Here is a 24,470-nt window from a genome sequence, read left to right as displayed (position 1 = left end):
ATTTCTTAGTTGAAACTTTTTATTTACGACGCATAGCCATAATTTTTTGTAAGTCTGGTGTAATAAAGGTTGAGTTTTGACCTTCGTAGACAACAAAACCTGGCTTTGAGCCATTGGGCTTTTTAATCCGTTTAACTTGGATATAATCTACTGGAACAGATGCTGATTGACGATATTTTGAGAAATAAGCAGCTAAGTTAGCCGCTTCTGTGACTGTTTCATCACTAGGATTAGAACTGTGAATAATTACATGGGAACCAGGAATGTTTTTAGCATGTAGCCAGATGTCAGATTTATTGGCTGTCTTCATGGTTAGTTGATCATTTTGAAGATTATTCTTACCAACAGAGATAAGGGTTCCATCTGTTGCATAATATTCATCTGGTTTACTTATTTTAATTTTAATTGCTTTTTTATTTTTATTCAATTTTTGTTCTTTTAATAAACCTTGTTGTTGTAATTCAACCTTAATATCTGGTAAGTCTTTAGGTTCAGCTAACTCGATTTCTGATTGAATTTCTTCTAAGTAAGCAATTTCTTTTTTATTTAGGAGAAGTTGCTCATTAACAAATATAACTGCATTCTTTTGTTTTTGATATTTTTTAAAATATTTTTGTGCATTTTTTGAAGGTGAAATTTGATTGGATAATTGAATGGTCATTTCTTTTTCATTATCATAGAAATTAGGTAATGAAACTTCTGTCATTCCTTGTTTAACTAAGTGAAGATAAGTAGTTAATAATTCACCTTGGACCCGTAATTGATCCGCTGTTTCAGTATTTTTTAAAGTTTTTTCTAATTTTTTTTGTTTACCACGGTTCTTTTTGAGCTCATTTTTAACAACGCGGATTAAATGGCTACCTTGTTGTTGAACGCGGTCTTTATTTGCTTTATCGAGATAGTAAGTATCCAGCATTTCGCTTAATGAATCGAATTCTTGACCAGTACCAATTTCTTTATTTGGAATGGCCGAAAAATCAAGACGTTTGCCAGATAAAATAGTTGGTGTCGGTGTATCAAATTGTGTGAAGAAAGTTGACCAGCTGACACTAGGGTCTTCAACATTAGTATGAAGTGCAGTTGCAAGATCTAAACTAGATTGACCAGCGAGACCTTGATAGCTATTTTGAAGTTCCTTCGCTAGGACTTCCTTATTTGGAAACTCGGATAAAAGTTTTTTAAATGTATCAGTTGTATCTGTAAATGGATTTAATTTATCTTGAGCTGGTGGCTGACGATAGGTTGCACCAGGTATTAGCATACGATATCGATTTTGGTCTGAACTAATATGTTTAATGGTATCCAAAACCTTATCATTAGTTGGATTAATTAGTAGACAATTACTATAACGTCCCATCATTTCTAAACTTAAAATTAGAGGTTGTTCATCACCAAGTTCATTTCTAGTTAAAAATGAAAAATTAATAATACGATCATTAGCAATCTGATCAATTGCTACAAGTTGACCGCTCTCTAAATATTTACGAAGCATCATAGTAAAATTAGTTGGTGTTTTAGGATTTGAATAGGGAATATTTGTAATTTGTGCACGAGCATAACTTGAATGTGCAGATAATAGTAAGGGTTGATTCTTTCTATTTGCACGAATTGTAATAATAACCTCATTAGGGTAGGGTTGTGATATTTTTGAGACCCGACCACCGATTAGTTTGGTTCTTAGTTCACTAATCATTGCATGAGTAAAAACGCCATCAAATGACATTTAATCAACTCACTTTCTATAAAATATGTTTAATAACTACAAGTGTAACGTTTTAAACGATAAATCGCAAAGAATCATTATTGAATAGTTTTCTTGCCATTTTTAGTCTATATATTGTATAATGCAAGGTATATCGAATTTAAGGGGTCAACAAAATGAAAACAAGTCTTGAAAACTTACTATCAATTGATAAACAGTATAAAGTGATTTTACAACGTTTAACTAAAAAAAATCAATTAACAATATCTGAGTGGCAGTTATTAAAGAAAATAAGTGCTAAATTTAACACACAGGAAAAATTGGCCGTAGAAACAGATCTAGATATCTCAACACTAAGTCGACAATTAAAACGCTTAGTTGAAAAAGAAATGCTTGATAAGCATAGTATCGGTGACGATAAACGCCAATTGATTTATACAATGACTGAAATCGGCGTTGAGTCGTCAAAAGCAGTTGATAAAGGTTTTACTGAACTTGAAGCAACTATTTTTGAAAAGTGGCCAGAAGATGAACAAAATTTATTAAGAATATTATTAAATCGCTTAGACAAAAGTCTAACGAGGACTGACGTTTAAACCGTCATAAAATGAGGTGTTTAATTAATGAAAATAGCAATTGTAACAGATAGTACTTCGTACCTATCTAAAGATCAGATTGAAGAGAACAATATTACTATAATTCCTATCCCAGTCATTATTGACAATAAAATTTATAATGAAGGCGTTGATATTACAACTGAAGGATTCTATGAAAAATTAAAGACATCTGCATCCTTTCCAAGTACCTCACAGCCTTCTGTTGGGGAAATGATTAACTTATATGATAAATTAGGTAGCGAAGGCTATGATATTATTTTAAGTATTCATTTAACAAATACAATTTCAGGATTTATTGATAATTTAAAAAATATAGCACCAACAATTGAGTCAACTCGTGTGATACCGTATGATTCTGGTATCACAGTTATGTTAATGGGATATTTAGCTTTGGAAGCTGCTAAAATGGCTAAAGAAGATGCCTCTATCGATGATATCATTGCCCGATTAGATGATTTGAAGACAACGTTAGGTGAATATTTCATTGTTGATGATTTGCAAAATCTTGTACGAGGCGGTCGTTTGTCTAATGCTTCAGCCTTTATTGGAAGTGTTCTTAAAATTAAGCCAATTTTAACATTTGATAGTGTTTCAAATAAAATTGTTGCATTTGAAAAGATTAGATCAACTAAGAAGGCAATTAAGCGTGTAGAAGATTTATTTGAAGAGCATCGTGCATCTGTTGATTATCCTTTACGTGGACTTATTATTCATGCAAATGATGAAACGTCAGCAATTAAGTGGCAGACTAAAATGAAGAAGAAATATCCTGATATGACATTTGATATCAGTTACTTTGGACCAGTCATTGGGACACATTTAGGTGAAAAAGCATTAGCATTAGCGTGGATTAAAGACTTTGATCAAGCTTAAGAGTTATTAAAACTAACAACCGGTTTAATCGGTTGTTAGTTTTTTGTTTTCAAATAATAATTAAGATGTAACTGTGACTAGATAATAGTATGTCGGAGAAAATAATTTTAAGTTAATAGATAAAGTTTAAAAGCATCAAATGAGTGGTAAATTGAGACTTATCATATTAACACTATCCAACTTTAGTTAAAACACACAATTTAATGAAAGTTTAGTAGCGCAATATCTTACTGATTTTAAACAAGTCTATTTAAATTATCATTCGTTTTGTATTTGTATCTCGCTCATTTTATTTTATGTAAATATAATTTGTTCATCATAAAATATATTTACAATTATTATTCTCCAATAAATTATATAATTAACACTAATATTTGTAGATACATATCAAGCATGACGACCATAATTTGCCAAATTATGGTATTAGCTATATAAGGATTACTTAAAATCTAAAGTATTAAATATATTAGTTATTTTGTGAATAAACACTAATTTTAAATAATATGTATCATACTGTTTGATATAAGAACATTTTGCGTTCAACTTTCATTAAAGTTGAATTGTAACTCTTTAATGTGTTATTCTCTACGTATTAAACTATCCGTTATAATGAGGTGTATTTTTGAGAAAAGAAAAATATTTAGAATTAATTGAGAATGAATTACAGTACCAACCTTGGTATGCGCAGGAATACTATCAATCTAAATCTACAATCCCCCTATCCAATGCAACGTTATATCAATATTTAACAGAGTTTAGACGTTTTTTTGATTGGTTACTGGCAGAAGGTATTGTTAACGAAAAATCAATTAAGACAATCGATATTAGTGTTTTAGAACATTTAAAAAAGGAAGATATGGAACTATATAAATCCTCCCTACTTTCTAGAAGTAAATCAAATAATGCAAATAGCAACACACAACTCTCTAGGAGCACTGTAAATCGTTCTCTAACAGCGATTTCTTCATTGTTCAGGTATCTTTCTGAAGAAACGGAAAAAGAAGATGGAGAGCCATATTTTTATCGTAATGTGATGAAAAAAATTACTGTCGTAAAAGATAACGAAACGTTTGCTACACGTGCAGCAAATATTAAAGATAAATTAATGCTTGGAACTGAAGATCGTGATTATATTAACTTTATTGATCAAAAATATGCCGATTTGTTAAAGCCTAAAGGTCTTTCCTTTTTCAAACGGGATAAAGATCGCGATATTGCTATTAACGCTTTAATGCTAGGTAGTGGTTTACGGGTTTCAGAAGTTGCAAATAGTGACCTACCTGATTTAAATTTAAAAACAAATAATATTACCGTCATTCGAAAAGGTGGCAAGAAGGATACTGTGCCAATTGCACCGTGGGTAATCCCCTATCTTGTTAAATATATTGAAGTGCGTACAATGAACTATAAAGTAGATAAAATGGAAAAAGCCCTATTTTGTTCATCATATCGTGGAATTGGAAAACGCATTGAGAGTGGTACAATTGAAAAATTGGTAGCCAAGTACTCATCTGCATTTAAAGTCCGTGTTACGCCGCATAAACTACGCCATACACTCGCTTCTAAATTGTACCTAGAGACGAAGAATGAACAACTTGTAGCAACACAATTGGGTCAGAGTTCGACAAGTGCAACTGCGTTATATACCCATATGATTGATGAAGAACAACGGAATGCTATTAATAAATTATAAAATAAAAACGATTAACTCGATATTGAGTTAATCGTTTTTATTTTATGACTTTCCTTCCCATTCAGATTTGAAATTCTCAAGGAAATCTAACATAATTTGATGTCTATTTTTAGCCATTCGTTTTCCTGGTTCAGTGTTCATTGTTTCTGTAAGTGTCAATAACTTTTCGTAGAAATGGTTAATGACCGTTTGATTCTCAATATTCCTGTATTCTTCTGGGGTCATATTTCTTCTTGGACCACGATGTGGATCATATATTTTACTGCCAACATGTCCACCGTAATAAAAAGTTCTAGCAATACCGACAGCACCAATTGCATCTAATCGATCAGCATCTTGAACAACTTTTGCTTCTTCGGGCAAGTTAATAGTATTATCGTTCAATTGGTTTTTAAAAGAAATTGATTTAATAATTATTAAAATATCATTAATTTGAAGTGAAGTTAAATCAATAGATGTTAAAAAATTTGTTAAATTAGTTACTTCTTCTTTAACATTATCGACTACTTTATCATCAATTACGTCATGTAAATAACTACTAAGAACAATTATTAAATAATTGATATTATGAATTTCTGAGGCAATCGTTTTTGAATTTGTAACGACTCGTTCAATATGAGCAAAGTCATGTCCAGAAGTATCTGACGCTAATTTATTTTGCGTATATATTTTAACTGCTTGAATTTGTTCTTCAGGTAGCATCCTAAATTCTCCTTAAAATAAAAAAGCTTAGAGATAAAGTCTAAACTTTTAAGATTTTTTATTAAGCTTCAAAAACAGCTTGTAATTGAGGAACAACTTGTTTTTTTCTTGAAACAACACCAGGTAATGACAATTTGTTATCAGAAAGTTTTGTGTTGAAGGCTTTTTCAACCATTTCTTTAGGTTCTCCAACAACTAATAGTTCTGAATCACTGTCTAGGATATTTGTAACTAATAGTAAGAATAAATCATAATTATTAGCTTTACTATCATCTTCAATCGCTGAAACTAGTGCAGCTTCACGGTTAAAAACTTCTTCTAAATCAACGGTATTAACTTGAGCAACACGTACTGTTTTACCAGCCATATCAAAAGATTTGGCATCTCCGTTAATCAATTCTGTTTCAGTTTTGCTAGATAAATTAGTTCCAGCTTTTAACATATCTAATCCGTATACATTGTAATCAGTGTTACTAATTTTAGAAAGTGCTTTAGTTGCTTCAATATCAACTGGAGTCGTTGTAGGTGATTTGAATAACAATGTATCAGAAATAATAGCTGACATCATTAATCCTGCAATATTAGCAGGAATTTCAATATTGTTTTCATTAAACATTTTCCATAGGATGGTACTTGAACAACCGACAGCCTCTGCGCGGAAATTAAGAGGCATATTGGTTGTGAAATTAGCAATACGATGATGATCGACAACGTCTGTTACAACAAGATCAGCGATATCAGAAACACTTTGTTGAGATTCATTATGATCAACTAACATAACTGATTCAACCTCATTTTTAGCTGTTTCAATAATTCTTGGTTCAGGTTCATTAAAGTAATCTAAAACAAATTTTGTTTCTTCACTTAATGTTCCTAAGGTAACGGCTTCAGTATCGAAACCTAATTTATTTTGTAGATATGAGAATGCTTTAGCAGCTACAACTGCGTCTGTATCAGGACTTTGATGTCCAAAAATTAATTGTTTAGTCATTATTATAATCTCCTTTTTATTTGTTAATTTCTTTAAGTCGAGTCATGTAATCTTTTTCTTCTAAAAATTTATCAAATGCATTTAAAAAATGTTCATTTCTAGGAATTTCATCTTTATCTTTTCTAAAGACAAATGACAAATCAAATTTTATTTCTGGATCAAAATGAGATGTCCAAAGGTCTTTGCTTTCAGGATGAGCCGTTAAAAATGAAGTTGGTAATGCTGAATAAGCATGTGTTGCACGAGCAAATTTTAAAATCTGTGTGGGTGATGTAAATCTAGCAACACTCTTTGGCAGGTTAACTAATTGATTTTGATAAATTGTTTTAATTGTTTTATCAAGATAATAATCACTTGGATAAGTGACCCAAACATTATCAATTGTTTCTTGAAGTCTAACTTTCTTTTTAGAAGATAACTTTTCATTATGATGTAAAAACAATAAATCTTCAGTAAAGATTTTCTTACTTTCGTATGGTTTCCAGTTTTTAATACTTTCATCTGGAAGATACATAATAGCTAAATCAATTTTATTATTCTCAAGTTCACTCCAAATTTCTTTACGCGTTAGTAAATGGAATGACACAATAATATCTGGATTATTTTTATAGTACTGGATAACAAAATCATCAAACACTTCGTCTTCGATTGAAGCCAAAATCCCGATAGTAATTTCTCCTTGTGTTGCACTTGTTGATTGTTGAATTTCATTCGTTGCTTTATTTAATGTTTCATAGATTTGGTGTGTTGCATCTAGCATTGTATAGCCAGCATCAGAAAGATGTAATTTTTTACCAACAGAATAAAAAAGTGGTGCACCAACTGTTCTTTCTAATTTTTTAATTTGCTGTGTTAATGCAGGTTGTGTGATTCCTAATATTTGGGCTGCTTGCGTATAATTCATTATATCTGCAAGCTGTAAAAAATATGTTAACGTTTTTGATGAAAATATATTTTCTTGCTTTGTTTTCATATTAGCGTGATCTCCTCAGTTCTAGAAATTAATAGTCATATTAGTATAATAAGCGTAATAAAAAAAAAGAGCAAACAAATTTGCCTTTTTTTAACAATTTAATTATTAATTAATCTCATTTAAATTATTAGGTATTCCTAATTGTTCTGTATCAATAACAAATGAACCATTTGAATATCTATCAGATAGCGGATATGACATTGGTTCGATAATAAATTCATTGCCACTTTCAGTAAGGGCATTTAAATTCACATCTTTAGTAATGAGTTTCATGCCAACGACTCTATGAGGTTCCTTCTTAAGCTCTCTAAGAACAAGAACGCCACGTTTCGCCCTACTTGTCGAGCTCACTTCTGATACAGCCATACGCTTAAATGAACCGCGCTGTGTTAATAATCCAATCTGACTATGTTCAGTTACTAAACAAGTAGCGGCAACATAATCATCCTTCTTAAGATTCATCGCGATTACACCAGCTGCTTTAGATCCGACAACAGGAACTTCTTCGAGAGGATACTTTAATCCATACCCATCATGTGAAGCACTAAAAATGAATAACGAGTCATCCGTTTCTTTCAAGTATGAAATCAAGATAACATCATCGTTAGCTTCCTTCAATTTCATGAATTTACTTGCATGACCTTTATAAGTTCGTCCGGGTTGTAAGTCGGAAACCAGTGTTTGTTTAATGAATCCATTTTTAGTTGCAAAAACAAATTTACCAGGGACATTCACTTTTTTGAAAGAAAATGCTTTAATTAAATATTCATCAGTATCTAATCCAATAGTTTGTGAAATATGTTCCCCAGTATCTTTCCACTTTGCCTCAGTTATTTCATGAATTGGACGGTAAATCATATTTCCCTTATTTGTAAACATAAATAGATGATCTAATGTGTTAACAGATTCATTAAATACAATTTGATCTTCGTTTTTCAAACCATTCTCATTTACTCCTGAGGCGTTAAATGACCGTAATGAGCTACGTTTGAGATAACCATCACGGCTAACTAATACTTGAACATCTTCGGGAGTTACTAAAACTGCTGTTTCAATCTTAATGTCTTCAATATGTTCTTGAATTTCAGTTAGTCGAGGTGTGGCATATTCTTTAGATACTTGTTTAAGCTCTTTTTTCACAACATCAGATAACTTACTAGGATCTGCCAATATTGCTTTGTAATCAATAATTTTTGCAGCAAGCTCTGCATTTTCTTTTTCAAGCGCAGTCACATCTGTATTAGACAAGCGGTACAGTTGTAATGAAACAATTGCTTCAGCTTGTTTTTCTGTGAAATCGAACAGATCCATTAAGCTTAATTTAGCACTCTTTTTATCTTTACTTGCACGGATTGCTTTAATTACTTTATCTAAAATTGATAAAGCTTTAATTAACCCTTCAACGATATGTTGACGAGACTCAGCCTTTTTTAAATCAAATTCAGTTCTTTTTTTCGTAACACTTAATTGATACTCTAAGTACGAAGATAAGAATTTTTTTAAGCCAACTAACTCAGGTCGTTGATGGTTAATTGCAACCATATTGAAATTATACGAAATTTGTAAATCAGTATTTTTAAATAAATAATTTAAAATACCTTGTGCATTGACGTTGCGTTTTAATTCAATTGCAATTTGTAGTCCTTCACGATCACTTTCATCTCGAACTTCAGCAATCCCATCAACTTTTTTTAATAAGCGAATTTCATCCATCTTTTTAACAAGAACAGCTTTATTCACTTCGTATGGAATTTCTGAAATAATAATTTGTGTTTTACCACCCTTTAGTTCTTGAATCTCAGTTCTAGAACGAACGACTACTTTACCACGCCCCGTTTTATAAGCACTCTGGATGCCGGATAGTCCTTGTAAAATACCACCGGTTGGAAAATCGGGGCCCTTAACGAATGACATTAATTTATCTAAAGTCGCATTTGGATGACCAATTAAATAAACAACGGCATCAACAACCTCGCTTAAATTATGAGGTGGAATTTCAGTTGCATACCCAGCTGAAATTCCCGTTGCACCATTTACTAACAAATTAGGAAATCTTGCTGGTAAAACAGTTGGTTCATACTCCGTATCATCAAAATTCAATACGAAATCAACCGTTTCTTTTTCAATATCACGTAGCATTTCAGTCGCAATTTTACTTGTACGAGCTTCTGTGTAACGCATTGCGGCAGGAGAATCACCATCCATTGACCCATTATTTCCGTGCATTTCAATTAATGGTGTTCGTAATTTCCAGTTTTGACTCATACGGACCATAGCTTCGTAAATTGAGCTATCTCCATGAGGATGAAAATTACCCATAACATTTCCGACAGATTTAGCAGATTTTCTAAACCCTTTATCATATGTGTTACCATCTTGATTCATTGCGTATAAAATACGACGTTGAACAGGTTTTAGGCCATCACGTATATCAGGTAAAGCACGTTCTTGAATAATATATTTAGAATAACGACCAAATCGTTCACCCATAACATCTTCTAAGGTCAGCTCTTGAATTTTTGATGTATCTTTTTCTATAGCCAAATTAATAATCCTCCTTCCTTAGTCAGTCGTTGTTTGATCTTCAAATAATGTTAAATCTTCTTCATTTTTTAAATCAGTAACTTGTTTACTTGATACCTTATCAAGGATACTACCGTCCTCTTCAAGTGAAAATTGAACATTTTCTTCAATCCAATTTCGACGAGGTTCTACCTTGTCGCCCATTAAGGTTGTCACTCTTTTTTCAGCAAGTGCAGGATCATCAATTCGAATTCTAACTAAAGTTCTTGTCATTGGATCCATAGTTGTTTCCCATAATTGATCTGCATTCATTTCGCCCAGACCTTTAAATCGTTGTAGGTTGTAACCACGTCCAATTTTTGTTGTTGCTTTATCAAGCTCTTCATCGGTCCAAGCATAGATACTCTCTATTTTTTTACCCGTTCCTTTTTGAATTTTATATAAAGGTGGTAAAGCAATATAGATTTTCCCAGCATCAATTAGTGGACGCATATATTTATAGAAAAATGTCAATAATAAGGTTTGGATGTGCGCACCATCAGTATCAGCATCAGTCATGATAATAATTTTATCGTAGTTACTGTCTTCGAGCTTAAATTCAGCACCAACACCTGCGCCAACTGTATAAATCATTGTATTAATTTCTTCATTTTTTAAAATATCTTGTAATTTTGCCTTTTCAGTATTCAATACCTTACCACGTAAAGGTAGAATGGCTTGGAATTTGCGTTCACGACCTTGTTTAGCTGAACCACCGGCAGAATCACCTTCGACTAAAAACAACTCATTTTTCTTAGCGTTTTTCGATTGTGCAGGTGTTAATTTCCCAGATAATAAGCGATCATTTTTCTTTTTCTTTTTCCCATTTCTTGAATCATCACGAGCCTTACGAGCTGCTTCTCGAGCCTCTCTAGCTTTAATTGATTTTCTAACAAGTTCTTGTGCAAACTCACCATTTTCCATCAAATAAAACCCAAGTTTTTCACTCAGAACGCTATCGACGATAGATCTTGCTTCGGGTGTACCTAATTTACCCTTCGTTTGTCCTTCGAATTGCAATAACTCTTCAGGTATTCGCACTGAAATGACTCCTGAAAGGCCCTCTCGAACATCACTACCTTCTAAATTACGATCTTTATCTTTTAAAAGACCTAATTTTCTGGCATATTCGTTAAATGCTTTTGTCCAAGCAGACTTCATTCCTGCTTCATGTGTACCACCATCTTTTGTCCGAACGTTATTAACAAAGGACATTAAGTTTTCTGAGTAGCCATCATTATATTGTGCTGCAACTTCTACTTCAATTTTATCTTTAATGCCATCAAAATACATCACTTCGCCAAGTGTATCTTTGTCTTCGTTTAAATAAGCAACGAATTCTTTAATACCTTCTTCAAAATGATAGATATCTTGTTTATCAGTTCTTTCATCTGTTAAAACAATTTTGACACCACGTAATAAAAAGGCAGACTCTTTTAATCTTTCAGCTAAAATATCATACTTATAAATTGTAGTTGAAAAAATACTTTCATCGGGTTTAAAAGTTACTGTTGTTCCATTTGCTCGTTTAGTTGCACCTAATTTTTTTAAAGTCCCAACTGGATGCCCACCATTTTTAAACTTTTCTTCATAACGAATACCATCACGAACGGTATCAACTGTTAATGATGAAGATAATGCGTTAACGACACTTGCGCCAACGCCATGTAGTCCACCAGACGTTTTATATCCGCCTTGGCCAAATTTTCCACCAGCATGTAAGACAGTGAAGATAACTTCAACAGTTGGTATTCCTGATGCATGCATACCAATAGGCATACCACGACCATAATCTACAACAGTAATACTGTTATCACTGTGGATTGTAACGTCGATTTGTGAACCATATCCTGACAAGGCTTCATCAACTGCGTTATCAACAATCTCGTAGACAAGATGATGTAATCCCTTGCCATCTGTCGACCCAATATACATACCAGGTCGTTTTCTAACTGCTTCTAGTCCTTCAAGAACTTGAATTGAATCATCATTGTATTTTGTTTTATTTTGATTAGTCATTCAGTTAAACGCCCCTTACTCTGTATTCCTACAGTAACGTTACTATAATAACCTATTCTTTTTTAAAATGTAAAGAGAAATCCGAATAGATGTTCTATTTTATAAAAAATTTTGGTGTCTTCTTAAAAGAATGTTAAAATACTACTTATTGGATTTACTGGCTGAAAGGAGTGAATTATCATGGGTACAATCATATTAATGTTGATTATCGCTTATATTTTAGGATCAATTCCATCAGGGGTTTGGATTGGAAAATATTTTTATCAAAAGGATATCAGAAATTTTGGTAGTGGTAATGTTGGTACAACTAATACTTATCGAGTTCTTGGACCAAAAGCAGGGACTGTTGTCTTAGTGATGGATATATCAAAAGGAATTATAGCTGCAAGCCTCCCTTATATGTTTGGGGTCGCATCAACCGTTAGTCCTTTACTAATTGGTGTAGGTGCAGTAGCTGGACATACATTCTCAATATTTACTGGATTTAAAGGTGGTAAGGCAGTTGCTACTGGTGCGGGTATTTTATTACCGTATAATCCGCTATTTTTTCTTATCGCTTGTACCATGTTTATTTCTTTAATACTTTTAACGAGTATGGTAAGTGTTGCAAGTGTCATTGGATTTATTGGTATTACGATAACAGCGATATTATTTCAAGATTGGTTATTAACTAGTATTGCAGGTATTTTGACTATATTTGTTATTTATAAACATAGAGACAACATAAAACGTATTTTAAATGGTACTGAGAGTATGGTACCTTTTGGTCTTGGATTATATTTACGAAATAAAAAAAATCGATGATTATTTCATCGATTTTTTTTTTAAAATACTGTGATTTCATACGAACCTTCGAACGATTTATTTTTTTCTAACGTATAAATATTACTTTTATCTGATAAATTACCAGTAGATTCAATATTATCAGCTACTCCCCACCATGGTTCAATACAAACAAATGGTGAATTTTCAGGATATTTCGACCAGATACCAACGTAATCTGCACCATTTAATGTCACGGAAACACCATGATCATCTTCAGGTGTTGAAAGTAAGATAGTCGTTTCTAGTTGTTTCAATTCGTAAATTAAGGCATCATTTTTGAATGTTTCGCGAGATAACTTAATAGGTTCGTTGAACTTAACTGATTTTGCATTTTCGATATCGCTAAAAGGTCCAACTAGTGGAATTTGACGTCTTTCAACATTTGGTGCCACTTCAATTTGATAATTTTCTAGATTTAAATAAGCATTTTTAAGTGGTACGTTAAATGCTGGGTGTCCTCCGATAGAAAATAACAAAGGATTTTCATCGGGGTTATAAACATCGTAAATTACTTTTATTTGATGATTAGTTAAAATGTAATGTAATCTCAATCTAAAATTAAACGGATACTTTGAGATTGTTTCTGGGGATGAACCTAATTCCAGAACAACTGATGTTTTACTTTTAGAAACCACTGTAAAAAGCATGTCACGGGCAAAGCCATGTTGACCCATTTTATATGTTTTATGATCATACGCATATTCATCATTTTTTAAACGCCCAACAAATGGAAACAATACTGGGGCATGTCTACCCCAGTATTGTTTATCTGCTTGCCAAATATATTCAATAGATGTGTCATTTCCGGTAATACTGATTAATTCAGCACCTTGTTCAGCAATTTTGACTGTGATGAAATCATTTTTAAGTTCAACTGTCATTTTAGTTCACCCTATCCTATAAAATATAACGACTAAGATCTTTATCAGCAACGATGTTACCAATTTTGTCTTCAACATAACTTTCAGTAATTGTTATGTCACCCATTTGCATATCTGGACCCTCAAATAGTAAATCTTCAAGTAATTTTTCAAGAATTGTATGCAGTCTGCGTGCACCAATATTTTCAGTATCGTGGTTAACGTTGTAAGCAATTTCAGATATTTTCTCAATTGCTTCAATTGTAAATGTCACATTAATATTATCAGTGCCAATTAAAGCAATATATTGTTTAATTAAGGCATTATGAGGTTCTGTAAGAATTTTAACAAAATCTGCTTGGCTCAAATCATCTAATTCAACTCGAATTGGGAAACGACCTTGAAGTTCAGCAATTAAATCGCTAGGTTTACTTTCATGAAAAGCACCTGATGCAATAAACAAGATATGATCAGTATTAATAACACCATATTTAGTTGAAATTTGAGAGCCTTCAACAATTGGTAAAATATCACGTTGTACGCCTTCTCTAGAAACTTCACCACTATTTTTTTGAGATTTTGAAGTAATTTTATCAATTTCATCAATAAAAATAATTCCAGTGTTTTCAGCACGTTCAATTGCAGCTTGATTGATATCTGCTACATTAACTAATTTTTTTGATTCTTCACGAATTAAAATTTTACGGGCTTCTGCTACGGTTAACGTTCTTTCTACTTGGCGTGTTGGTGTTAATGCACTTAAGGTATCTCCTAAGTCGATGCCCATTTGTCCCATCATGCCATTCATACCAGAAGGCTGTTTAGGTTCATCAACTTTAATTGTCACTTCGTTATTTTCTAATAAACCACGACTTAGTTGTTCCGATACAGATAGTCGTTCATTTCTAATGTCGTCAGTGACCTCCTCTTCATCTTTTGCATCTAATCCGGCAGGTATTTGACCTTTTTGAATTTGAGACATCATTTGCATAAGATTAACATTCTCGGCTTTTTTTTGTTTTTTAATACCTGGAACTAGAAGTTTTACAAGTCGTTTATCAGCCATACGTTCAGCTGCGCCTGAAACACGGCCATATTGAGCATCTTCTTCTAATTTAATTGACACGTCAACCAAGTCACGTACCATTGATTCAACATCACGTCCAGCGTAACCAACTTCAGTGAATTTTGTTGCTTCAACTTTAATAAATGGTGCTTCAAGCATTGTTGCCAAACGACGAGCAATTTCAGTTTTACCTACACCAGTTGGCCCAATCATCATTAAATTTTTAGGTGTAACATCTTTTTGCATTGATTCAGAAAGTTGCATCCGACGATATCTATTACGTAATGCAACAGCAATGGCCTTTTTTGCATCATTTTGACCGATAACGTATTGATCTAGTTCTGTAACAATCTGTTTTGGTGTTTTATCACTTATAGTCATAAATTTACCCGCTTTCTATAATTCTTCTGAGATGACATGATGGTTAGTAAAAATATCAATATCACCGGCAATATTAATTGATGCCTCAGCAATTTCTTTAGCTGACATATCAGTTGTATGATGCTTAAGTGCCTTTGCAGCAGACAAAGCAAAATTTCCGCCAGATCCGATTGCTAAAATGTCATCGTCAGGTTCAATTACTTCTCCACTACCAGAAACTAATAACATTTCATTACTGTTCATTACAATCAAAAGTGCTTCTAATTTTTGTAAGGATTGTTCACTACGCCAATCCTGAGCTAATTCAACTGCTGCACGTTGTAAATTACCACTAAATTCATTTAATTTTTTTTCAAATCGTTCTTCAAGATTAAATGCGTCGGCAACGCTACCAGCGAAACCAACAACTACTTGATCGTTATATATGCGACGAACTTTTCTAGCAGTCCCCTTCATAATAACTTTTTCACCCATTGTGACTTGGCCATCACCGGCCATTGCACAGTGACCATTATGCTTAACGGCACAAATTGTTGTTGCATGAAATGAAACAGTTGCCATAATAAACTCCTCCATGTTACTCATTTATTGTATAAAAAAACTTCATTGAACGCTACTACTGTAGCACAACAATGAAGTATAACTCAATTATTTTATCAGATATTTCATAAATATTTAAAGACTTGGTTTAACAATTGCTAAATGCTCTAGAGCACGATTTGCAACCGCTTGATTTTTTTCTTGTTTATCTCGAATTTTTGTGCCTAATTTAGGGATAATACCAAAGTTAGCATTCATCGGCTGAAAATGTTTACCACTGGCATGTGTTATATAATGGGCCATAGCTCCCATCACAGTTGTTTTAGGAAGTACGACTAGCTCTTCTCCTAAAACAAGATGTGCGGCATTGATCCCTGCTAATAATCCACTTGCAGCACTTTCTACATAGCCTTCAACACCTGTCATTTGACCAGCAAAAAATAAATCATTTCTAAATTTAGACTGATATGTTGGTTCCAGTGTATCAGGAGAACGCATAAATGTATTACGATGCATAACACCATAACGAACAAATTCAACATTTTCTAAACCTGGAATTAGTGAGAAAACATTCTTTTGTTCGCCCCATTTAAGATGCGTTTGGAAACCAACAATATTGTATAAGTCACCGACTGCATTGTCTTGACGCAATTGGACAACGGCAAAAGGTGTTCTACCAGTCTTAGGGTCTTCTAATCCAACTGGTTTTAAAGGGCCAAATAACATTGTTTTAGCGCCTCTTCTAGCCATTTCTTCAATTGGCATACAACCTTCGAAAAATTTTTCATCTTCAAAATCATGCATTTCAGCAGTTTCGGCCCCTATTAGTGCCTTATAAAAGGTTATAAATTCCTCTTTAGTCATTGGACAATTAAGGTATGCAGCATCACCTTTATCATATCGTGATTTTAAGTAGATTTTATCCATATTTAATGATGATTTTTCTAAAATTGGTGCAGCTGCATCATAAAAATAAAGTCCCTCACTACCATTTAATTGTTTAATTGATTCTGCTAAACCTGATGATGTTAAAGGACCTGTCGCAACAATTGTTGGACCTTTTGGTAGTTCAGTTAACTCTTCATTGATAACCGTAATATTTTCATGATTTTTAACTAAATCAGTTATCTCACCAGAAAATTTATCACGGTCAACGGCTAGCGCACCGCCAGCCGGAATTGCATTATGGTCAGCTGACTTCATAATAACTGAATCTAACTGTCTCATCTCTTCCTTCAAAAGACCAACGGCATTCGTAATTTGATTAGCTCTTAAAGAATTCGTACAAACTAGTTCAGCAAAATTCTCAGTATGATGCGCTGGTGTCATTTTGATAGGGCGCATCTCGTATAAATTAACATGAACTCCTCGCTTGGCAATCTGCCATGCAGCTTCACTACCGGCAAGACCAGCACCGATTACATTAACGCTAGTATTTTCCATTATATAATCCCCCTGCTAGTTAGATTCAATTATTTTTGAACCGCTTCTTCATAGTCACAATTACTACATTTGACTTGTTTTCCACCTTTTACTTTTTTCTCAATTAAATAATGTTGACATTTTGGACATTCGCGACCAATAGGTTTATCCCATGATACGAATTCACAATCTGGGTATCTTGAGCAACCATAGAATAAACGATTTCGTTTAGATTTACGTTCAATTACTTCCCCTTGCTGACACAATGGACAAGTTACACCAATTTCTTTAACGATTGCTTTTGTATTACGACAATCTGGAAAACGCGTACATGCAAAAAATTTACCATATCGGCCCATCTTAATAACCATCGGTGACCCACAAATTTCACAATTAAATCCAGCTGGTTCATCTTTAATTTGAACTTTCTCAATTGTTTCTTGGGCATGTTCAACATTTTTTGAAAATGGTTTATAAAAATCATCAACAACTTTAACCCAATTTTCGTCTCCGACTTCAATGTTATCAAGACCTTTTTCTAATTCAGCAGTAAATTTAACATTCACAATATCACTAAAATAAGCTTCAATCATATCATCTACAATTTCACCCAGTTCAGTTGGTTCAAAACGCTTAGCAATTAATTTCACATAATATCGACGTTGAATAGTATCCAAGGTTGGTGCATACGTTGATGGACGTCCAACACCATTTTCTTCAAGTGTTTTAATTAAATTTGCTTCAGTGAATCTAGCAGGTGGCTGAGTAAAATGTTGGTTAGGCTGATTTTTAGCTAACTTAACATGATCGCCAACTTTTAAATCCGGTAAAATATTATCAGTCTTTTTGTTATCCTCATAAATTTTTGTATAACCTGCAAACTTAGTCTTTGACCCAGAAGTATGATAAGTAACGCCATTTTGTTCAATAGATACAGACATTGTATCCATTACAGCTGGTGTCATTTGACTGGCAACAAATCGCGACCAAATTAATTTATATAACTTCATTTGATCATTACTTAAATAATCCTTCATTGAAGCAGGTGTACGTAAAACAGAGGAAGGTCTAATTGCTTCATGTGCGTCCTGTGCACCTTCTTGTAATTTACCTTTGCGTGGCTTAATAGCTGCATAATCTTCACCATACTTTTCGTGTAAAAATTGAGCAGTTTCATGTTTGGCAGTCGTAGATACACGAGTCGAGTCGGTACGCATGTAAGTGATTAAACCAACAGTACCCTGTTTTCCGAGATGAATTCCTTCATATAATTGTTGTGCAACCATCATCGTTTTTCTTGTACGAAAGTTTAATTTTCTATTAGCATCTTGTTGCATTGTACTTGTAGTAAATGGTAAAGCTGGAAATCTTTTACGTTCTTTTTTTGTGACAGCGGTGATATCAAAATCTTGTTTTGTATCAATTAATGCCATTACTTTTTTAACATCTTCATTATCATGAAGTGCTTTTTTCTTTCCCTTAATACCATAAAAAGCTGCATCAAATTTCTCTTTACCTTTTTTAAATTCAGAATCAATAGTCCAGTATTCCTCTGGTATAAATGCACGAATTTCTTTTTCTCTATCAATAATTAAATTCAAAGCAATAGACTGAACTCGACCAGCACTTAAGCCTTTTTTTATTTTAGCCCATAATAAAGGACTAATTGAATAACCAACTAATCTATCTAAAATACGGCGAGCTTGTTGTGCATCAACTAAATTCATATCAATTGATCTAGGATCATTAAAAGCATTTTTAACTGCATCTTTTGTAATTTCATTAAAAACAACACGATTTTTGTCCGTGATATCTAAATCTAAAATATGAGATAAATGCCATGCAATTGCCTCGCCTTCACGATCAGGATCGGCTGCTAGATAAACATTTTTAGCTTTTTTAGCTTCTTTTTTTAAACTTTTAATAACATCGCCTTTACCACGAATTGAAATGTAATGAGGATCATAGTTGTTTTCAACGTCAACTCCCATTTTACTTCGTGGTAAATCTCTAATATGTCCAAGACTAGCGACAACATGGTAGTTGCTGCCTAGGTATTTTTCAATTGTTTTAGCCTTAGAAGGTGATTCAACAATAACTAGATTTTTTTTTGCCGGCGTTCTCTTTTTCTTTTTGGTTACTGGCATAATTGAACTCCTTCGTAGTATTTATATTGTAAGCAATAACATTTTTAAAATCGTTAGTAATCTTAAAGCATATTAGAGAGACTTGTCAAGCGTAACTAGTTTTCATAGAACTCTGCAAGTATCTGTTCACCGTTAATAATCGGCATTGCACCGGCTATTATTAGTTCATTACACCCAAGTGAAAGAGGACTAATAATTGATCCGGGTACAGCTAGTACTGTGCGATTTTCTTGCAATGCTAAATTGGCAGTTATAAGACTACCACTATGGTGTTTAGCCTCTGTAACTAATAAGCATTCACAAAGGCCTGCAATAATTCGATTTCTTTCAGGGAAATGATTACGTTGTGGTCCTGTATTCAGTCCGTACTCAGATAATAAAAGTCCCTTTTTGCTAATTTCAATTTGTAAATCTTCATTAATTTTTGGATAATAAATATTTAAACCTGTCCCAATAACAGCAATTGTATCTGCTCCGTTAGCTATTGTAAATTGGTGTGCCAAGGTATCAACGCCGGCTGCTAATCCGCTTAAAATTACCTTATCATTTTGGATACTATTTGGTAATAATAATCGTATTACTTCTATTGAGTAGTCAGTTCTTTGCCGAGCACCAACAACAGCAAGTGATTGTCGATTTAATAATTGCGTATTTCCTCGCATAAAAAGAACAATTGGTGGTCGATAGCATTCTTTTAGTCGATACGGATAGTCCTCATCAATAATAGTCACAATTGTTGAATGTAACTTATTGGTAATAACCTCATTTTTCAATGAAATACTAGTGTAAGCTTTACTGAAACTAGCTATTTTTTTACTATTTAAATTTAAAATGGATTTAATTACATCTAGAGTTAAATCAGTACAACTTGGATTCTGTTGTAACCAATCAAAAATTTTATTTTCGCCAATATACGTTATTTCAGAACATAGTCTAAGTTTAATTAAAGTGTCTCTTATTGTCATTGTTTCTCCTTATTAGTCATTAATACTAATAAGGTACGCAATTTATTTCATTATTTTTTTAGAATAGATTTAATTGGTTCAAATGTTCGACGATGAATTGGAGTGACTCCTAATTTGCTAAGTCCTGCTAAATGTTTTTTAGTTCCATATCCATCATTATGATTGAAATCGTATCCTGGATATAATTCATTGTAAAAGTTCATGAGATGATCTCGGTAAACCTTAGCAACGATACTAGCAGCAGCAATACTAGCACTTTTAGAATCGCCTTTAATGAAACTTTCCTGCGGAATATCGCTATCAATCGTCATAGCATCAATCAATAATTGTTGTGGTTTCACGTCCAATGAATTAACAGCTTCTAACATAGCAATTCTTGATGCTTGATATATATTAACTTCATCAATTGTTTGATTATTTATCACAGATATACCAACTGAAACAGCTGTAGCTAATATTTCAACGTATAATGCTTCACGCATAGATGCAGATAATTTTTTCGAATCATTCACGTCAATTAGATTGAAATTATGAGGTAAAATAACTGCTGCACTAACAACTGGACCAGCTAACGGTCCTCTTCCAACCTCATCAATACCAGCGATGTAAGGAATACCATTCTGCCATAGGTCTCTTTCTATTACTAACCTACGATTAAATAATTCTTGGTGTTCAACTAGTTTTTTTTGTCTATTATTATATTGGATTAAAAGCTTAATAACTCCTTTGCGAGAGTCTTTAGCTATTTCTTGCATAAAATTATCCGATGGATTATTCAATAAATGTTCTTTTACTTGAGAAATTGTAAATTTGGTCACAACTATTCGCCACCCAATTGAGGGATTTCTAAGGTATAACGACCAAGTTTACCTTGTCTAATATCAAATATAATTCTCTCACTCGCACGATCATAATCTTCTTTGAAACCCATTTTTTTTGTTAAATCTAATAATAAATCAACATTACTTAACTGCATTTGTTCATCCGTTAATTTATATTTCTCTTGTAATGCCTTTGGATTTGTTTGTTTAAAATGTTCTAACCCGTATAATGCAATGTCATCTTTTGCATATAAAGAGTCTTTTATTGCTCCTGTTAAAGCAAGACGTTTACCGATTTCTTGATCTTCAAATTTGGGCCATAAAATACCTGGTGTATCTAAAAGAGACATTGATTTTCCGGCTTTTAACCATTGCTGTGCTTTTGTCACCCCAGGTCTATTTCCAGTTATGGCGACATTTTTACTTAACAAATGATTTAGTAACGTCGATTTTCCAACATTCGGAATTCCGATACACATTACCTTAACTCGTTGTTGGAGGATACCTTTACTTTCTCGTAACGCTATTTTATCTTTTAAAACAACGTTAATTTTTTTCTCGATAGCGTTAAGTTGTCCGTGTTGACTATCTACTGCAACTGCCGGAATTCCTTTGTTTTCATAGTACTGTAGCCAACGTGCAGTAACGTTCGGATCGGCCATATCTTTTTTTGTTAAAACCATAATATGAGGTTTTGTTGCAAGTAATTGCTCAAGTTGCGGATTTCTAGATGATTCAGGCAATCTTGCATCAACTAATTCAAGTACGATATCTACTAAGTTTAATTTTTCCTTTACTAATCTTAAGGCTTTTGCCATATGTCCTGGGAACCATTGGATTACTGTCATTTAAATTCTCCTTGTTAAGCCAAGTAAACTTTTAATTAACTTGCTTAATTCTTTATATTTAACTCTCTTAATCAGAATACCTTAATTTGTGCACAAAAAGAAGAGAGTTCCGCTATTTAGTTTCGCCCTCTTCAGTCTTTTATTAATTTGTTAACGATTTAATTGCCGCATCATAGGCAGGATCATTTTTTGAAATTTTTTTCTGAACTAATGTTTCAATTTTTAAAGCAGTATCTTTGTTAACTTCGCCCGTTTGAGTTAAAGTATTTTCTTTTTGTAACATTTTTACTGCATTAACCGTTGATGTACCAAAGTAACCATTATTTTTGTCTTTATAATAATTAAGTGCGCTTAAGTAAACTTGAATCGTTTTAACTTGAGGTGTAACGTCTTCATATTTATATGTTTTATCAGTATTAATTAGTGGTGAATAAGCATACGCAGGATAATCAGCTGAAATAGTAGGCTTAATCCCTTTTTTATTAATCCAAGAACCATCAGGTGTTAGCCATTTAGCAATGGTAACTTTTAATTCTGTTTTATCTGTAAAGGTATTGATTGTTTGGACGGTACCTTTTCCATAAGATGTTGACCCAATTAATTTATCATTACCAGATTGGTTAAGTGCGGCTGCTAAAATTTCAGAAGCACTTGCACTATCTTTATTAATGACAACAGCTGTTTTTTCTGTGACTTTAAATCCTGAGTCATATTTTTTACCAGCCTTATATACTTCAGGAGAACCCGTTTTGCCTTGTACCTGCATAATTGTTTGACCATCTTTTAAGAACATTGATCCAATCGCTAATGCTTGATCCATAAGGCCACCTGGATTATCACGAACATCAATGACAAACGATGTAGCGCCATCTTTTCTAAGTGACTTCACTGCAGATTTGACTTCGTTAGATGTATCCTCAGAAAATGTACTAATTTGAATATATCCTACTTTTTTATTCTTTTTCGAAATACTACTATAGACTGTTTTAACAGGAATATCATCTCGTTTTATTGAAACATTAAATGTTGATGAATCACGTTTAATAGTTAGTTTCACTATTGTTCCTTTTTTACCTCTAATTTTTGAAACAGCTTTTTCTAAACTGAGACCATAAATAGATTTACCATCTATTTTTTGGATAATATCATCTGTCTTCAAACCAGCCTTTTTAGCTGGTGTTCCTTTAATAGCTGAAACAATCTGAATATTTTTCTTGCTAATTTTGACTTCAGCACCGATTCCAACAAATTTACTAGAAATAGTTGAATTTAAATTAGTCGCATCTTCTTTACCTAAATAGGCCGTAAATTTATCTCCAGTAGAGTCGACCATACCATTGATAGCCCCATCGACTAATTTTTTCTTACTGATATTTTTATAATAAGAATTATTTAGTGCCGAATAAACAGACTCAATTTTGGCTAAATCTGAACTAGTCGTTTGTAATGACCCAACTAATGTATTAATTTGACTAATTGCAAAAAAATACATTGCAGCAGCTCCGACTATAAAAGATAAACAAATTGACCCTATTAAGGTCCAAAAATGACGACCAAATCTAAAACGTTTTTCTTTTTTATCTTTTTCCATAATTTAATTCCCCACTAATTCATTTTGTCTAAATATCGGGCCCAAGCGTCATCAAAAATTGTCATTGAAGGTAAATATCCTGCATTTAATTCAAGATAATTAGAAAGAAAGTCATACTTATCTGACAATTTAGGAAAACTTTGATCATAAAATGCATTATTTGCAAATTGGGACACCTCATCCGTACCGTGATCATTGCGTTCGGTCATTAAAAATTGATAAAATGTTTGTCTCATAAATTGATACCTCATTTAATTTAAAGGGATAGAAACATCGAATTTAAAAACATTCGTTTTTAAATCAATTTTGGTTGCACTAGCTTGTATACCATTCTCAATATCTAGTTTTTTTAAGTTAAGCATAATTGTTTGTTCTTTGCTATTAATCGTAATCCAATTTGGTAAATCATATGCATTTTTTACATAATCCATTATAAACTTTTTAGGAACTGGTAATGAACCTACAGCAACAGATTTTGCTTTTAACAAGATATTACCATCATCTGTTACAACTGGATCTGAATATAATGTGAATGAAATATTTTGTCCTAAAATTTTTGTTGTGCCCATTAATATAGCAGATTTATCTACTAAAAACCGATATTTAATTGATTGACCTTTTTGAATTGATTTTAAATAATAATTAATGGTTCCGTTAAGTTGTTCCTTGTTCATTTCCACGCTTAGTTCTGTTCTTTTTGTTGCTTTTGAAGTGGTTTGAGTTGTTAGTGTCTTTTGATCTTGGGATTGGTTCATAATACTAACGGAAAAATAAAGTAGTACGCCAATCAATAAAGAAAATAATATGATAAACGCAACTTTCCATGCGTTAAAAGTGGTTGATGTTTTTTCTGTTCTTTTCGGCATAATTCT

The 24,470-nt window shown here is 32.8% G+C and carries 21 protein-coding genes; 4 read left to right on the top strand and 17 right to left on the bottom strand.

Going from position 1 to position 24,470, the window contains the following annotated elements:
* Positions 1 to 19: 19 nt before the first annotated feature.
* Entirely contained in the window at positions 20 to 1,723 is a 1,704-nt protein-coding gene (locus tag AC1RPU_RS02465) for an NFACT RNA binding domain-containing protein (protein WP_481761316.1), read from the bottom strand.
* Positions 1,724 to 1,878: 155 nt separating this feature from the next.
* On the opposite strand from AC1RPU_RS02465, the gene AC1RPU_RS02460 reads away from it, so the two are divergent.
* From AC1RPU_RS02460 to xerS, 3 genes are all read left to right on the top strand, one after another.
* Positions 1,879 to 2,298 (top strand): MarR family winged helix-turn-helix transcriptional regulator, encoded by a 420-nt coding sequence (locus AC1RPU_RS02460; protein ID WP_481761317.1) that lies wholly within the window; start codon positions 1,879 to 1,881, stop codon positions 2,296 to 2,298.
* A gap of 27 nt (positions 2,299 to 2,325) precedes the next feature.
* Positions 2,326 to 3,192, top strand: a complete 867-nt coding sequence (locus tag AC1RPU_RS02455) for a DegV family protein (RefSeq protein ID WP_481761318.1) — start codon at positions 2,326 to 2,328, stop codon at positions 3,190 to 3,192.
* 622 nt (positions 3,193 to 3,814) lie between these two features.
* Positions 3,815 to 4,885, top strand: coding sequence for a tyrosine recombinase XerS (xerS, locus tag AC1RPU_RS02450; protein WP_409022540.1), 1,071 nt, complete (start codon positions 3,815 to 3,817; stop codon positions 4,883 to 4,885).
* 42 nt (positions 4,886 to 4,927) lie between these two features.
* On the opposite strand, the gene AC1RPU_RS02445 is transcribed toward xerS, so the two are convergent.
* From AC1RPU_RS02445 to parE, 5 genes are all read right to left on the bottom strand, one after another.
* Positions 4,928 to 5,587: an HD domain-containing protein gene (locus AC1RPU_RS02445; RefSeq protein WP_481761319.1), complete on the bottom strand. Its 660-nt coding sequence runs from the start codon at positions 5,585 to 5,587 to the stop codon at positions 4,928 to 4,930.
* Positions 5,588 to 5,648: 61 nt separating this feature from the next.
* Positions 5,649 to 6,578 carry a manganese-dependent inorganic pyrophosphatase gene (locus AC1RPU_RS02440; RefSeq protein WP_481761321.1) on the bottom strand — a complete coding sequence of 310 codons (930 nt, stop codon included), beginning with the start codon at positions 6,576 to 6,578 and terminating at the stop codon, positions 5,649 to 5,651.
* A 16-nt stretch (positions 6,579 to 6,594) separates the two neighbouring features.
* Positions 6,595 to 7,551 carry a LysR family transcriptional regulator gene (locus tag AC1RPU_RS02435; protein WP_481761322.1) on the bottom strand — a complete coding sequence of 319 codons (957 nt, stop codon included), beginning with the start codon at positions 7,549 to 7,551 and terminating at the stop codon, positions 6,595 to 6,597.
* Between the two features lie 105 nt (positions 7,552 to 7,656).
* Positions 7,657 to 10,089, bottom strand: a complete 2,433-nt coding sequence (gene parC / locus AC1RPU_RS02430) for a DNA topoisomerase IV subunit A (RefSeq protein WP_481761409.1) — start codon at positions 10,087 to 10,089, stop codon at positions 7,657 to 7,659.
* A 24-nt stretch (positions 10,090 to 10,113) separates the two neighbouring features.
* On the bottom strand, positions 10,114 to 12,132 hold the full coding sequence (gene parE / locus AC1RPU_RS02425; protein WP_481761323.1) for a DNA topoisomerase IV subunit B: 2,019 nt from the start codon (positions 12,130 to 12,132) through the stop codon (positions 10,114 to 10,116).
* A 180-nt stretch (positions 12,133 to 12,312) separates the two neighbouring features.
* Between parE and plsY the strand changes: the two genes are divergently transcribed.
* The gene (gene plsY, locus AC1RPU_RS02420) at positions 12,313 to 12,936 is read left to right on the top strand and encodes a glycerol-3-phosphate 1-O-acyltransferase PlsY (protein WP_481761324.1); all 624 of its coding nucleotides are present in this window, start codon (positions 12,313 to 12,315) and stop codon (positions 12,934 to 12,936) included.
* A 20-nt stretch (positions 12,937 to 12,956) separates the two neighbouring features.
* On the opposite strand, the gene AC1RPU_RS02415 is transcribed toward plsY, so the two are convergent.
* From AC1RPU_RS02415 to AC1RPU_RS02365, 11 genes are all read right to left on the bottom strand, one after another.
* The gene (locus AC1RPU_RS02415) at positions 12,957 to 13,838 is read right to left on the bottom strand and encodes an aldose 1-epimerase family protein (RefSeq protein WP_481761325.1); all 882 of its coding nucleotides are present in this window, start codon (positions 13,836 to 13,838) and stop codon (positions 12,957 to 12,959) included.
* A 16-nt stretch (positions 13,839 to 13,854) separates the two neighbouring features.
* Positions 13,855 to 15,264 carry an ATP-dependent protease ATPase subunit HslU gene (hslU, locus tag AC1RPU_RS02410; protein WP_409022533.1) on the bottom strand — a complete coding sequence of 470 codons (1,410 nt, stop codon included), beginning with the start codon at positions 15,262 to 15,264 and terminating at the stop codon, positions 13,855 to 13,857.
* Positions 15,265 to 15,279: 15 nt separating this feature from the next.
* The gene (gene hslV / locus AC1RPU_RS02405; RefSeq protein ID WP_409022532.1) at positions 15,280 to 15,825 is read right to left on the bottom strand and encodes an HslVU peptidase proteolytic subunit; all 546 of its coding nucleotides are present in this window, start codon (positions 15,823 to 15,825) and stop codon (positions 15,280 to 15,282) included.
* Between the two features lie 114 nt (positions 15,826 to 15,939).
* Positions 15,940 to 17,247, bottom strand: coding sequence for an FADH(2)-oxidizing methylenetetrahydrofolate--tRNA-(uracil(54)-C(5))-methyltransferase TrmFO (gene trmFO / locus AC1RPU_RS02400; protein WP_481761326.1), 1,308 nt, complete (start codon positions 17,245 to 17,247; stop codon positions 15,940 to 15,942).
* A gap of 29 nt (positions 17,248 to 17,276) precedes the next feature.
* A complete protein-coding gene (gene topA / locus AC1RPU_RS02395; protein WP_481761327.1) occupies positions 17,277 to 19,373 on the bottom strand; it encodes a type I DNA topoisomerase in 2,097 nt (698 codons plus the stop codon).
* Positions 19,374 to 19,468: 95 nt separating this feature from the next.
* On the bottom strand, positions 19,469 to 20,338 hold the full coding sequence (gene dprA, locus AC1RPU_RS02390; protein ID WP_481761328.1) for a DNA-processing protein DprA: 870 nt from the start codon (positions 20,336 to 20,338) through the stop codon (positions 19,469 to 19,471).
* Between the two features lie 50 nt (positions 20,339 to 20,388).
* Entirely contained in the window at positions 20,389 to 21,156 is a 768-nt protein-coding gene (locus AC1RPU_RS02385) for a ribonuclease HII (RefSeq protein WP_481761329.1), read from the bottom strand.
* 2 nt (positions 21,157 to 21,158) lie between these two features.
* On the bottom strand, positions 21,159 to 22,007 hold the full coding sequence (gene ylqF, locus AC1RPU_RS02380) for a ribosome biogenesis GTPase YlqF (protein WP_481761330.1): 849 nt from the start codon (positions 22,005 to 22,007) through the stop codon (positions 21,159 to 21,161).
* Positions 22,008 to 22,149: 142 nt separating this feature from the next.
* Positions 22,150 to 23,598, bottom strand: coding sequence for a S41 family peptidase (locus AC1RPU_RS02375; protein ID WP_481761331.1), 1,449 nt, complete (start codon positions 23,596 to 23,598; stop codon positions 22,150 to 22,152).
* 14 nt (positions 23,599 to 23,612) lie between these two features.
* On the bottom strand, positions 23,613 to 23,834 hold the full coding sequence (locus AC1RPU_RS02370) for a YozE family protein (protein WP_409022525.1): 222 nt from the start codon (positions 23,832 to 23,834) through the stop codon (positions 23,613 to 23,615).
* A 15-nt stretch (positions 23,835 to 23,849) separates the two neighbouring features.
* Positions 23,850 to 24,464: a YpmS family protein gene (locus AC1RPU_RS02365; protein ID WP_409022524.1), complete on the bottom strand. Its 615-nt coding sequence runs from the start codon at positions 24,462 to 24,464 to the stop codon at positions 23,850 to 23,852.
* Between the last annotated feature and the right edge of the window lie 6 nt (positions 24,465 to 24,470).

This window comes from Dellaglioa sp. CoH-55-MRSF-7, from assembly GCF_056782235.1.
This window is presented reverse-complemented; position numbering and strand designations above follow the sequence as displayed.

Excerpts from the sequence above, each read along its gene's own strand:
- parE (WP_481761323.1), bottom strand. The coding sequence starts at position 12,132 with ATGACTAATCAAAATAAAACAAAATACAATGATGATTCAATTCAAGTT.
- AC1RPU_RS02415 (WP_481761325.1), bottom strand. The coding sequence starts at position 13,838 with ATGACAGTTGAACTTAAAAATGATTTCATCACAGTCAAAATTGCTGAA.
- trmFO (WP_481761326.1), bottom strand. The coding sequence starts at position 17,247 with ATGGAAAATACTAGCGTTAATGTAATCGGTGCTGGTCTTGCCGGTAGT.
- plsY (WP_481761324.1), top strand. The coding sequence starts at position 12,313 with ATGGGTACAATCATATTAATGTTGATTATCGCTTATATTTTAGGATCA.
- hslV (WP_409022532.1), bottom strand. The coding sequence starts at position 15,825 with ATGGCAACTGTTTCATTTCATGCAACAACAATTTGTGCCGTTAAGCAT.
- AC1RPU_RS02465 (WP_481761316.1), bottom strand. The coding sequence starts at position 1,723 with ATGTCATTTGATGGCGTTTTTACTCATGCAATGATTAGTGAACTAAGA.
- AC1RPU_RS02370 (WP_409022525.1), bottom strand. The coding sequence starts at position 23,834 with ATGAGACAAACATTTTATCAATTTTTAATGACCGAACGCAATGATCAC.
- AC1RPU_RS02440 (WP_481761321.1), bottom strand. The coding sequence starts at position 6,578 with ATGACTAAACAATTAATTTTTGGACATCAAAGTCCTGATACAGACGCA.
- hslU (WP_409022533.1), bottom strand. The coding sequence starts at position 15,264 with ATGACTATAAGTGATAAAACACCAAAACAGATTGTTACAGAACTAGAT.
- AC1RPU_RS02445 (WP_481761319.1), bottom strand. The coding sequence starts at position 5,587 with ATGCTACCTGAAGAACAAATTCAAGCAGTTAAAATATATACGCAAAAT.
- AC1RPU_RS02365 (WP_409022524.1), bottom strand. The coding sequence starts at position 24,464 with ATGCCGAAAAGAACAGAAAAAACATCAACCACTTTTAACGCATGGAAA.
- topA (WP_481761327.1), bottom strand. The coding sequence starts at position 19,373 with ATGCCAGTAACCAAAAAGAAAAAGAGAACGCCGGCAAAAAAAAATCTA.
- ylqF (WP_481761330.1), bottom strand. The coding sequence starts at position 22,007 with ATGACAGTAATCCAATGGTTCCCAGGACATATGGCAAAAGCCTTAAGA.
- AC1RPU_RS02455 (WP_481761318.1), top strand. The coding sequence starts at position 2,326 with ATGAAAATAGCAATTGTAACAGATAGTACTTCGTACCTATCTAAAGAT.
- AC1RPU_RS02460 (WP_481761317.1), top strand. The coding sequence starts at position 1,879 with ATGAAAACAAGTCTTGAAAACTTACTATCAATTGATAAACAGTATAAA.
- dprA (WP_481761328.1), bottom strand. The coding sequence starts at position 20,338 with ATGACAATAAGAGACACTTTAATTAAACTTAGACTATGTTCTGAAATA.
- AC1RPU_RS02375 (WP_481761331.1), bottom strand. The coding sequence starts at position 23,598 with ATGGAAAAAGATAAAAAAGAAAAACGTTTTAGATTTGGTCGTCATTTT.
- AC1RPU_RS02435 (WP_481761322.1), bottom strand. The coding sequence starts at position 7,551 with ATGAAAACAAAGCAAGAAAATATATTTTCATCAAAAACGTTAACATAT.